Here is a 12,091-nt window from a genome sequence, read left to right as displayed (position 1 = left end):
GAATAGCCTGACTGTCGTAAACCGCATCTTCTGTGCCTTCGTCCGAAAGACCAAAGCACTGCTGCACAACGTACAAGCGAAGCATGCGTGGCAAACCAATGCTGGGACGCCCACGCTTGCCCGTGTTGTCTGCATAGAAGGGGGCAATCTGAGCTTCAAGCAAGGTCCAAGGCGTGAGCTGCTCAAGATCGCTGAGAAATCGATCGCGGCGTGTCAGCTTTTTCTTGCCGGCATATTCGGCTTCGGAAAAGGTTTTTTGCATGCGGCTGACTCAGGCGATGGGCTTCCCGCGATTGTGCCAGCCAAGAGAGCTGCTGAGGAATAAATCAGCGTTTCCCTAACTCTGTATATCTGGATGTTGGCTCCGGCCAAGGCAACGTCGAGTTTGCTGTGCGCGCTTATACCGGATCAATTATCGCCCTGATCTGTGCACACACATTTGCTGCGGGGCTCGGCGCATGGTTAAGGCGTGATAAAGAGCCTTTCTGGTCTAGCTGGCTACTATATGAATTAAACCCCTACATGTGGGGCATTATTGGCTGTTTTGTCATTTTTTATTGCTACTGTATGTTCCGTATTATCCGCGGTATTAGCACACGCTCGCCGGTTCGCTTTAACCGCCAACGCCGTGAAGTGGCATTAATCTACCGCGGCGATCCGCCGGTCATTGTCCCTTGGGAAGAGGTGATCGCCTGCGTTTCCGCCAGTAAAATAGTCACTCAATACGCGGTCATGCCCAGCTTTGCTTTGATGATCGGCTTGCGTAATGCCGAAAGCGGCGATGTCTACTGGGTCACCATCCCTAGCGGCACCCTCAGCCATGCTGTTGGGGAGTGGGAGGCTATTCGGCAATACATGGAAGAAGGCCCCGAAGCCTTGCCCACACCTGTGCTCAGTGATGAGCAGTTTCAAGAAGGCACCGTGGCGTATTTCCATTTTTGCCGTCGCGGCTACCGCAGCCGGCACTGGTGGCCGCGCTACGTATGGGGCTTTTTAGTCATTCAGTTCTGTAGCGGCTGGACTATCCCCTGCCACATCGCCCAGTGGATCAACCGCCGCCCGAAAGCCTTGTTCCCCACAAGCGTACTCGACTGGTCCAAACCGCTGCCCAGCGCGCAACACGCCCATCCCAGCGAAGCCCTGCTTAAAGAAAGCGCCGAAGTCCGCAAGGCCTACACCAAAGGCCAAACCATGCTCGACTACTACAAAATTAAATTCACCGAACAACCGCCCGAGGCCGTTGTCGCCGCTGAGTAACGCAAAGGATGTGCATGTCGCAGAATAAATACGATCGCTTACCACATGCCGGCGACTTCGAACAAGAAACAGCACCCTAGCCTCGGCTGCTATGCCACCTACATGATGGCGATCACCAATCAATGGGCAACGCAGCAACTCCTCCTTTACGAGTGCCCAAACCGGCAGAACAGCCAACTTGAGCCGCGCCAGCTGGCCGCAGGTCGAGATACAAGGGTGTAGCGAGTCCAGAGTTAAAGCGCCGTGGTCACTGGCCCGCAAGGCGAAGAAATCCACTGCGATGAATACGGCCGCATCAAGGTGCAATTCCACTGGGACCGTGAAGGCCAAGCCGACGAGCACACCAGCTGCTGGCTACGCTTAGCCACCGGCTGGGCGGGCGACGGCTACGGCGCCCTCACCCTGCCGCGCATCGGCATGGAAGTGTTGGTGACTTTTCTAGAAGGCGACCCCGACCAACCGCTTATTACCGGCTGCCTGTACCACAAAGAGCACGTGGTGCCGTACGACCTGCCGGCGAATAAAACCCGCAGCGTGTTCAAAACGCTCTCCAGCCCTGGCGGCGCGGGCTACAACGAGCTGCGCATCGAAGACAAGAAAGGCCAAGAGCAGATTTACCTGCATGCCCAGCGCGACTGGGACGAAAACATCGAGCACGACCAAAAAATCCGCATCGGCCACGAACGCCACGACACCGTAGAGGCCAACTGCCACACCGAAATCCGCGGCGAAGAACACCGCACCACCGTGCAGCCGCGCAAAACCGAGGTCAAAGCCAGCGACCACCTCACCGTGGGCAACAACCAGCACATCAAAATCGGTAGCGGCCAATTCATCAAGGCTGGGCAAGAAATCCACCTCTCCAGCGGCCACAAAGTTGTGCTCGAAGCCGGCAGCGAACTCACCTTCAAAGCCGCCGGAAGCTTTATCAAACTCGACGCCAGCGGCATCACCTTGGTCGGCCCACTGATCAAAATCAACTCCGGCGGCAGCCCCGGCAAAGGCTCGGGGGCCAAACCGCTGTTGCCGAAACAGCCAACCCCTGCGGATACCGCACCAACCGGCCAGCTAACCGACACCGCGCTGATCAACAGCCCTGCCAAGCGCGTGCAAGCCACGAACACCAGCAGCCCAAGCGAAGCGCCAAGCAAGCAAGCAGAGCTGATCGTAGATGTCTGGGGTGACCCTCAACTCGGCAGCCAAGTCACCCTGCTCGAACCGGAAGCAGACGCATGAGCGAACTCAAAGATCAGCCTATTAACGAAGGCACCCGCAAGCGCACCGAATACAGCAACGAACGGCGCGAAAGACTAGCCCTGAACATCCAGCGCCAAGATGGCGGCATGCTGCAAATCCCGGTCGAAGTGGATATGCGCAGCCACCAAGAAGAAGAACGCATACAACAAAATACGTTTCTTGCTGTGCTGCCGATGGGGCGACTGCCGGGTTACGACAAGCTCAACGAAGCGCCCAAAGGCGGAATCCTGCGCCCGGGCTACCTCTATATTTTTCGCAAAGGCAAACTGTGGCGCGAACTTGAAAGCGACGGCAAAGGGCAACTTTTTGAAGTCGACCTCGCTCACTGGCGCAAAACCGCAGAGCGTGGCGGCAATGCAGACGCCCGGCCTCCTGTCGGTGTGAAGCAACACGTAGTGCTCGTACCTACGCTGCTTCAAGGGCGCTTCGTGGGCGATCAGCTGGCAATGGCCTACAGTGAGCTACCCTGGACGTGGGAATACATTAATTGGCTAGAGGCCAACGCCAGCCGTGTCTCCCAGCGCTGCGACAATATCGCCCACGCATGGGCAGCCGCCGTCGTCGGCCCTGAACAGTGGCGGGCGACCCAAGCTATGCCCGCCATTCAGATCACACGCATCAGCAAGGGCCTATGCGCCCGCGAACTGCATCTTGAGACACTGCTAGAAGACCCTCTACTGTTCAATACAGGACTCCGTGCCCTACCAACTGACTCACTGGTGATGCAGCTTGAGAAAAGGCAGAAAGAGCTTGCCACGTACCTCAACAGCCCCGCACCAGAGCCGCTACCTGCTTTACCCGAGGTCAAAGATCTACTTAGCGAGAACCAACTGCGCGGCTATCCGCAATTAGTGGGCGTGATGCTAGACGACCCTCTTTTTGCTTTACGCCATGCCGTGGCGCAATCACGCCTATGCGCTGAGCTGCTACAAACACTCAATGCGTTAGTGCCGCACCAACCTTTTGGGCGCTATGCCGAGCTGCTCTATCAAGAAGTCATGCCCGCCAATGGCCCACTGAAAGACTTTAAAATCCACGTAGATACCACAGCACTAAAAAAAGCCACCCTGCACGCCGAGCGCGAGCAAGCCCGTGAGCAGCTGTATCGCCAGCAAGAACGCATACTCAGCCTAGTCAAACGGCTCGCACCGATATGGAATGATTATCTGCACAGCCGTGATGAGCGATTACTCGAGCCTTACGCGCAGTTGGCCGAATTGCTTGAGGTACTTAATCGCTCCCCCAAAGGATGCGACCCGCGTTGCATCGAAGCCGAAGACAGCAAGGTCAGCGCCGCCGTAGACAGGCTCAGCCACCAACTGGTCGAGGCCACCCATGCCTTGACCAAGGGATTGCTGGCTAATGCTCAGGGCGAGCTGCCCGAAACCGCCAGACGCCTACAGGCCCTTGCGGCCAGCGGTATGGCCGTCAAACCTGAACGTTTAGGACTGAGTGCCCTGAGTTTTCTCAACAAGGCTTATATCGGTCAGAACCTAGCAGCAGCCCTCGACGAGCTGCTTAACCATGTCGCCACGGCCAGCGCGCTAGCGGTTAAGCGCATCAGCAAAAGCAGCACAGTTAGCCAAGTGCAGCTGCACCGCAGCTTCGCCCCCACCTTCGATGTGCTGAGCCAACTGCACAGCCGAGCCAAAAGATTGAAGCTGATGCCTCAGGGCGAGGCCCTGGCCAAGAATATGGTGGTGTTGGGCGTGCATGGCGACGGCTTCAGTTTCGGCATCACCGCTGCCGAGCGGGCTACCCTGACTCGCGACAACTACCTCTATGCCAACCTGGAAGCGAAAAATGGTCAGGTGCTCGCCACCAGCAGCGGCAAGCTAGCCGAGCGCCTGAGTTTTGCCCAGAAGGACCTAGGAAAAGTCATGGTGGTGGCAGCCGAGGCCAACGATCCGCTGGTCGCCGACTACAAGCAATGGCGCTCGATGGCTGGTCACCTGGAGACGGCCAAGGCCCTCGCCAACAGTAAGTTGATACCCGTACTGGCGACTGTGTGTGCGGGGTTTAGTTTGTATGCGAATACAGTGGCGGCGCAGGCTCTCTATCAAAACGGAGAAAAATGGCGCTCCATCGCAAACCTAGTCGGCGGCCTAACTGATCTTGGAGTAGCGGCAAACAACGTTGCACTAAAGCTACTAACCGATGCCAAACGTACGGCTAATCCTTGGCATGTTTTCTGGGAAAAACGAGGTATACAAACAACGGGATTCTGGGCAGAGAATCTAAAAAAACGTACTGGCAAAAGCCTGTTGAGTCATTCGCGTATTGGCTCATTTGCCGCGATGGGCATTATTACCGCAGGCTTGTTTGTCTGGGATGCCGGCCGCTCCCTGCGTGATGGCGATGACGATGTCGCCATGGCCAATATGATCGCGGCCAGCGGCTCCAGCATCTGGGCGCTCTATACCATTGGCCTGCTGGCGAGTCCTTGGCTACTAGGTCTGGGCGTCGGCTTGCTGGTAGCAGGGGTTATTGGAACTGTGTTACTGGCCGATGGCGCTGTGGAGCAAGCGATCAAACACGGTCCCTTCGGCACCAAGCAGCGCTTGCCGCAGATGAACGATCCCTTGCTGGCCTACCAGCAACTTCTCGGCGCGCTGGGTGAACCCCGCGTGCAGATTGAACGCCTGCAGTTATGGCAGAAAAAAGCCGGCGCGGCAGACAAAGCCCGCCTGCTGGATGCGCAAACTAAAGCGCGCGTTTACCTAGCACCACAAGACTGGGTGGTAGAGCTAAGCACCCCGTTATTGGGCCAGTTCCGCAATGGCGTCGACTTCAAACTGTTCGCCAAGGAAGTGGTGCGCAGCCGCAACCATACCTCTGGCTGGAATTACCGATATCAGCCCATTTCCAAACAAAAACTCGGAGCAGTAGTGCTCGACAGCAACCGCTTGCTCTTTGTACTGCCTGCACAGTTTGCCGTGCCCTCGGAAGGCGACCCGCTACGTTATCGTCAGGCCATTGAGTACAGCCTTAAGGTCTGCGGGCAGTTCCACCTCGGCGAAGCCATCTGTCACGCGGACGACCCTTTCTCAGGTTATAACCGCATCATCCTGCCCCAACCCAAGGCCCGTAACTGGCAAGCGTTCACAACAAAAACACCCAAAGACCGCGACAGTGCCGATGACGTACCCTACTGGCTAATCACCCAAAGGGACTTTGCCTACGTATGAATGCCCCCATCGTTCCCGAGGCGGCCTATGCCGCCTCGGCCTACCGAAGTAATGCAATCCCCAGCCAGCCGCCCCATAAGTGGTCGCAAGATGCCAATCGTTCCGGACCTACACGAGTTCAGTTGCGCTGGGGGCACTATGCCAACCTGGAGCCCTGGCAGGATGTGGATGCCCAGCTAAGACCGAGCAAGCCCGATTATTTGAATGACAACCAAGAAGACGACTTGTATATAAATCAAAAACGCTGGAACTTCGACAACACCAGCAAACTGATGATTCTATTGCCATATTTAAAGTGGTCATCAATTCTATACATACCATGGCTTTGCTGGATACTTGTTCTCGGATCAGCAGGTGACGTATTCCTATCGTGGCTCTTTCCAAGTCACAACTTCAACTCATTCTTAGCCCTTACAATTGCCGTAATTTTGCTTGCTTTTGTCATGATCGGATTCAGCTCTTGGTATATGTGGGCCGACAATCCGCGCTACAAGAAATACCTGATACAAGTGGGCTCGGGACTTGCTGTTGCACTAATTGCGTCTTTACTTACATTTCAAGACGATCCTCACGGCACAGAGTTATTCTGGATATGCGGAGCCATGGCCTTTAGCGTTTTTATGGGCCTAATCGGCTGGGATTACTTACAAGATCTCTATCTTCGTGTATTCGCCCACGACGGCAGCGGCCTCAACCGGCAGACCGGCATGCTCACCATCGGTCGGCGCTTTCAGAAACCCTTTAGCGCGCCGTTCTACGAGTTCGATGCCACCCTGGAATTTCGCCCCGGCCCTCACGGCAATAGCGGTTTCGCCATCTGGCTGCACCACCGTTACACCACCGTCGAGGTTTTTCTCGGCGCCAAGATTCAATCCCTAGGCATGAGCCTAGAAGAGGCCCTGGCGTTCTGGGATACCTTGCAACGCTACATGGACGTAACCCAGCCCTTACCCGAGCTGCCTATTCTCGAACAGTTCCGCCATCTCGACCCGACCACCGCCGAGCATGACCTCCAGAGCAAGCGCGACCCGCGCCGCTGGCGCGATATGCCTTACCGGGCCTGGGAGCGTCGTGGCCGTGCGGAGATGATGAAGCGCAATCGCGACTACAAGTGGCAAGAGCAGCCTTGCATCCTCCAAGCCAAAATTGACCCTAGCCTGACGATTGAGACTTACTACAGACAACAAGAAGCTAAAGGTATTCACGCCACCCCAAATGGTGATGACTACGGCAACATCCACCGTGGCTAAACACCCAAACTAAGCTGCATATTACTGCAACCTCCAAGTCGACCAGTTATTACGTCAAGGCTTTGGGGGGGCTTAGCAATGCTGAAGAACTTGCTGCTATTACTAACGTAACCAGAGCCACATACTGGCTTACCGACATGCAACGTAATCACTGGCAACCTTGGACGGAACAACTGCTCTACCAAGTAAAGCAGCTGAGCCAAGCCCACGAGCCACTGCGCTTAAGCCTAGAAATCTTCCCTAATGAAGCCAATGCCCAGCACGGGCTGGGCATTGAAGTGCGCTACCCAGCACTGCCGGGCAGTCGCACCATGGAAGTCAAGCGCTTTGAAACTCTAACCCTCAATGCTCACGAGGGAAAAGCCTTGTCAGAAGTAGCTCTTCTGCGGGTACGCAACCCGGATGCTCCTATACTGCCGCTGACCCGCGACACACTAATCGATGAGCCCAGCAAGTCTTAATGAGCAACTCTATGACCGACAACAACGAAAACGCCCTTGACCTCAAACAACAGCCGCCCTGCGCAGGTGAAGTGCGTCATTTCGCCACCGGTCAAGCGCTGTTTCTCGCCCCACTGCCTTTACCTACCGGCAGCCCGGCCATGGACCTTGGCGGCAGCTTTATTGAAGTGAACGAAACCTACATCGACGTTGGACAAAGCAACTTTAATAAAGCCTTCCAAGTACAACTCGTGGTTTGGGGGCTCATGTGTGTATTAATTTCCTGTTTAATCATTTTGCCCCTAATCGTACTTTCCGGCGTGTTTTTCGACCCGCATCAGCGCCCCTTCATGACACATGTGATGTCTGCGCTAGATATGCTCGCTTTCTCTTCAGTAGTGGCACTTTTAGGCGGCGGCTTTGCCGCTATTTTAGGCGGCACCGCCGTCATACGTACCACACTGCAAAAAGCCCAAACTCGCCCGATTCGCTTTAACCGCCAGCGCCGCGAAGTGTGTTTCTTCCTCGAGCGCTCCGACGAGCCAATCATCTGCCCTTGGGAGGAAGTGGCCGCGTGGGTCTCCACCAGCACTGGCACGACCGGCGAAGCCATCATGAGCACCTACACTTTCGGCATCGCCTTCCCCGAAGCTGCCACAGGGCTAACCCACGTGTTTAATCAAGGCGTAATGACGCCAATCCACGGCCTCAGCAAATGGGAGGCCATTCGTGTCTACATGGAAAAAGGCCCCGAGTTTTGTCCAGGCACGGCCCCCTACGAAGGCCTGCACACCTTTGATGAAAAACGCCAATCAGTGCACGAGAATTATCGCGACGGCTACACCTCAGCCATTAGCGTCCCTTGGTGGTACTTGTGCAACATCGTCACCTGGTGGCGCTTCCCCTATTGGGTAGCCGAGTGGGATCACCGCTACAGCATGAAAGCCATGCCAGACAGCATTACAGCTTGGTCACAAACACTGCCCGCTGAACAGTGGGCCAAACCCAGCGCCGAACTCCTCGCCCAATCCGCCGCCATCGAAAAAGCCTTCGCCAATGGGCAAAGCTTTCCGGACTATTTCAGCCAAGCCAACAAACAACCCCATCAAACGCACAACGAACACGTAAACAGTCCATAACTGCCTAAGGGCTTCGCGCGTGGACACACGCAAAAACCCATCTAGAAGCTTCTAGGGCTACAGATTTAGAACAAGGCCACCCCGTGGGACGTACCCTTCCGCGCCGTAGTCACCGGCCCGCAAGGTGAAGAAATCCACTGCGACAAATACGGCCGCATCAAGGTGCAATTCCACTGGGACCGTGCAGGCCAGGCCGACGAACACACCAGCTGCTGGCTGCGCTTAGCCACCGGCTGGGCCGGCGATGGCTACGGCGCTCTCTCTCTGCCGCGCATTGGCATGGAAGTGCTGGTGACCTTCTTAGAAGGCGACCCTGACCAATCGCTGATCACCGGCTGCCTGTACCAGAAAGAACACGTAGTGCCGTACGACCTGCCGGCGAATAAAACCCGCAGCGTGTTCAAAACGCTCTCCAGCCCTGGCGGCGCGGGCTACAACGAGCTGCGCATCGAAGACAAGAAAGGCCAAGAGCAGATTTACCTGCATGCCCAGCGCGACTGGGACGAAAACATCGAGCACGACCAAAAAATCCGCATCGGCCACGAACGCCACGACACCGTAGAGGCCAACTGCCACACCGAGATTCGCGGCGAAGAACACCGCACCACCGTGCAACCGCGCAAAACCGAGGTCAAAGCCAGCGACCACCTCACCGTGGGCAACAACCAGCACATCAAGATCGGCAGCGGCCAATTCATCCAGGCCGGGCAGGAAATCCACCTCTCCAGCGGCCACAAAGTAGTGCTCGAAGCCGGCAGCGAACTCACCTTCAAAGCCGCCGGCAGCTTTATCAAACTCGACGCCAGCGGCATCACCTTGATCGGCCCACTGATCAAAATCAACTCCGGCGGCAGCCCCGGCAAGGGCTCGGGGGCTAAACCGCTGTTGCCGAAACAGCCAACCCCTGCGGATACCGCACTAACCGGCCAGCTAACCGACACCGCGCCGATCAACAGCCCTGCCAAGCGCGTGCAAGCCACGAACACCCGCAGCCAAAGCGGAGCGCCAAGCAAGCAGAGCTGATCGTAGATGTCTGGGGTGACCCTCAACTCGGCAGCCAAGTCACCCTGCTCGAACCGGAAGCAGACGCATGAGCGAACTCAAAGATCAGCCTATCAACGAAGGCACCCGCAAGCGCACCGAATACGACAATAGCCGCCGTGCGCGGCTGGCGCTGAATATCGGACGCAGCGACGGCGGCGAGCTGCAGATCCCAGTCGAAGTGGGAATGCGCAGCAATGGGGAAGAAGAGCGCATCCAGCAAAACACTTTTCTTGCTGTGCTGCCGATGGGGCTACTACCGGGTTATGAGAAATACAGTGAGGCTCCTAAAGGCGGACTGCTGCGCCCTGGTCGCCTTGTTGTGGTCAACAAAAACTGGACACTGGTTTAGTGTCTTATCCATACAGTGACTCTGCCGCCACTGGCGTTCTATATCCGTTGTAGCTGTGCGCTCGTTGGTGGTTGTAGTAGCTGGTTAGATAGCGCAGCACATCGGCTTCAGCCTGCTCCTTGCTGACATAGCCATGCTCGGGTATCCACTTTGTTGTCAGGCTTCTAAAAAATCGCTCCATGGGCGCGTTATCCCAGCAGTTGCCGCGTCGACTCATGCTTTGCTTGATCCGGTAGCGCCAAAGCATTTGCCGGAATTCGATGCTGGTGTAATGGCTGCCTTGGTCGGAGTGAAACATCAGCTGCGATGGGCAACCGCGCGCTTCGTAAGCCACGCGCAGCGCACGTGTTGTCAGTTTTGAGTCGGGACGGTCAGATAGTGCCCAACCGACAATGCGCCGAGCGTATAAGTCCATCACCGCCGCTAAATAGATCCAGCGGCTCCCTGCCCAGATGTACGTCACGTCACCGCACCAGACCTGATTAGGCCCGCTTACGGTGAAGTGACGGTTGAGTACGTTTGACGCAATCACGCTTTCGCCGTCCGCCCGACGATAACGATGCTTACGGCATTGCGAGCTGAATAAGTGTGCTTCTTTCATCAAGCGGCCAGCCAAGAAGCGTCCAACGGATATGCCTTCCATGCGCAGGGCAGCAGACAGTGTTCTGGCCCCAGCTGAGCCACGACTTTGTGCATGCAGCTCGACGGCTTTTTGCCGCAAAGCCATGCGCTGATGGTCAACATGCAGGCGTCGCTTACGAACGTCGTACAACGTACTGCGCTGCACACCAAAGAGCTGACAGAGCTCTGCGCGTGGATACCGCTTGCCCAATGCTTCGACTAGCGCAATTGATTCAGACCGTCCGACATCAAGAGCGCCGTAGCCTTTTTTAGGATTTCTTTCTCCCGCTCCAAGCGACGGACTTGGCTTTCTAGCTCTTGAATACGCTGCTGCTCCGGCGTCATCGCCTTGCTGCGCTGCGGGGTGACACCGCCACGCTCATCGCGCAGCTGGTCGACCCAGCGGCGCATAGCCGTCGGACCAACACCCACGGACTTGCAGGCATCCGTGATGGAATAGCCCTGGTCGAGAACGAGGCTCGCTGCCTCAAGTTTGAAATCTGTACTGAATGCTCTTCTGATCACACTAACACCTCATCGTTGGGCGAAGCTTAACGCCCTATCGGGGTGTCCAGAATCATTGAGCCACAACATACCCGGTTGATTGACCTGGAGCGCGAACGTGGGCTGGACGTTTAAAGGCCGCAAAATTGGCGACAAGCAGTAGGAATATCGCCTCCGACCAAACGCTCAGTCAAAGCCCCCTTGATCCTGCGCCTGCCCGACAGGTCGCCTTGAGCGACGACATGCTCTACTTCAAGGACAAAGGGGGCTGGGGCGACCTGTTAGATTTCGGCAGCCTGCGCAAACTTGTGGAATGAACCGGCAAGGACTTCGACCGTCATGCGGACACCCGGATCAGCACTGAAGCTGACGTCACCAGCTAACGCCGCTACCACCACCCGCGAAGTTCCTCCCTATATTCCAGCGATGAGATGAAATGTTGTGCGGCCAAAGGCCCATTCACTTAAGCACTGATACGCAATCAATGCGCTCAGGACACTGGCTCATTGGCACCTGAAACATAGTTATGCTTCAAGCAAAGCACACTGATCAGACATGATGAAACCGGATACCCGCAGTAAATCGCTCCGAAAAAAAGCGTAGTAAGAGCGGACTTAAATATCAGTGCGGGAGATATGCTCTCAGCTGAGGTAACTAACAGCCAATTTTGCTTTTCAACCGCACAAAGACAAAGCCCCTGAGCTTTTGCTCAGGGGCTTTGGTTTTAGGTGCTTGACGATGACCTACTCTCACATGGGGAGACCCCACACTACCATCGGCGATGCACCGTTTCACTGCTGAGTTCGGAAAGGGATCAGGTGGTTCCAGTGCTCTATGGTCGTCAAGCAATTCGGTTGGATATCCGTATTGCGTACGTCTATCCGAATTGGGTATGTGATTGGTATTACGAGTTCAACAAGCTTTCGGCTTTGTTTCGTTTACCACTGCAATCTCAGATTGCTTGGGTGTTATATGGTCAAGCCTCACGGGCAATTAGTACTGGTTAGCTCAACGCCTCACAACGCTTACACACCCAGCCTAT

8 protein-coding genes, 1 rRNA gene and 2 pseudogenes are annotated in these 12,091 nt (G+C 56.0%); 8 read left to right on the top strand and 3 right to left on the bottom strand.

The window, feature by feature from the left end; all coding sequences use genetic code 11:
- On the bottom strand, positions 1-262 hold a 262-nt coding region (locus BMX80_RS17300; protein ID WP_139214169.1), incomplete at its 3' end, for a transposase.
- A gap of 305 nt (positions 263-567) precedes the next feature.
- Between BMX80_RS17300 and BMX80_RS17295 the strand changes: the two genes are divergently transcribed.
- The 8 genes and pseudogenes from BMX80_RS17295 (at position 568) to BMX80_RS17260 (ending at position 9,924) form a co-directional block, all read left to right on the top strand.
- Entirely contained in the window at positions 568-1,257 is a 690-nt protein-coding gene (locus BMX80_RS17295; protein ID WP_074870741.1) for a hypothetical protein, read from the top strand.
- 237 nt (positions 1,258-1,494) lie between these two features.
- Positions 1,495-2,493: pseudogene (gene tssI, locus BMX80_RS17290) on the top strand (type VI secretion system tip protein TssI/VgrG); the annotation flags it as partial.
- Positions 2,490-5,702: a toxin VasX gene (locus BMX80_RS17285; protein WP_074870734.1), complete on the top strand. Its 3,213-nt coding sequence runs from the start codon at positions 2,490-2,492 to the stop codon at positions 5,700-5,702. The pseudogene tssI (BMX80_RS17290) and the gene BMX80_RS17285, both read left to right, overlap by 4 nt.
- Complete coding sequence (locus tag BMX80_RS18000; RefSeq protein ID WP_235821673.1) at positions 5,699-6,952, top strand: hypothetical protein; 1,254 nt, start codon at positions 5,699-5,701, stop codon at positions 6,950-6,952. Before BMX80_RS17285 ends, BMX80_RS18000 begins: the two co-directional genes overlap by 4 nt.
- A gap of 137 nt (positions 6,953-7,089) precedes the next feature.
- Positions 7,090-7,413, top strand: coding sequence for a hypothetical protein (locus BMX80_RS17275; RefSeq protein WP_074870733.1), 324 nt, complete (start codon positions 7,090-7,092; stop codon positions 7,411-7,413).
- 11 nt (positions 7,414-7,424) lie between these two features.
- Complete coding sequence (locus BMX80_RS17270; protein WP_235821672.1) at positions 7,425-8,531, top strand: DUF6708 domain-containing protein; 1,107 nt, start codon at positions 7,425-7,427, stop codon at positions 8,529-8,531.
- A 72-nt stretch (positions 8,532-8,603) separates the two neighbouring features.
- A pseudogene (gene tssI, locus BMX80_RS17265) lies at positions 8,604-9,625 on the top strand (type VI secretion system tip protein TssI/VgrG); the annotation flags it as partial.
- Complete coding sequence (locus BMX80_RS17260; RefSeq protein WP_074870731.1) at positions 9,622-9,924, top strand: hypothetical protein; 303 nt, start codon at positions 9,622-9,624, stop codon at positions 9,922-9,924. The pseudogene tssI (BMX80_RS17265) and the gene BMX80_RS17260, both read left to right, overlap by 4 nt.
- A 4-nt stretch (positions 9,925-9,928) precedes the next feature.
- On the opposite strand, the gene BMX80_RS17255 is transcribed toward BMX80_RS17260, so the two are convergent.
- Both BMX80_RS17255 and rrf read right to left on the bottom strand, forming a co-directional pair.
- Positions 9,929-11,070, bottom strand: a protein-coding gene (locus BMX80_RS17255; protein ID WP_139214216.1) for an IS3 family transposase whose coding sequence is annotated in 2 segments (ribosomal slippage) — positions 9,929-10,818 and positions 10,818-11,070 — 1,143 coding nt in all. Because the reading frame shifts where the segments join, the coding sequence is not laid out codon by codon here.
- Positions 11,071-11,779: 709 nt separating this feature from the next.
- Positions 11,780-11,895 (bottom strand): 5S ribosomal RNA (rrf, locus tag BMX80_RS17245).
- Between the last annotated feature and the right edge of the window lie 196 nt (positions 11,896-12,091).

This window comes from Atopomonas hussainii, from assembly GCF_900109735.1.
GTDB classification, from domain to species: domain Bacteria; phylum Pseudomonadota; class Gammaproteobacteria; order Pseudomonadales; family Pseudomonadaceae; genus Atopomonas; species Atopomonas hussainii.
Note: the sequence above shows the minus strand (reverse complement) of the source record. Positions and strands in the feature narration are given on the sequence as shown.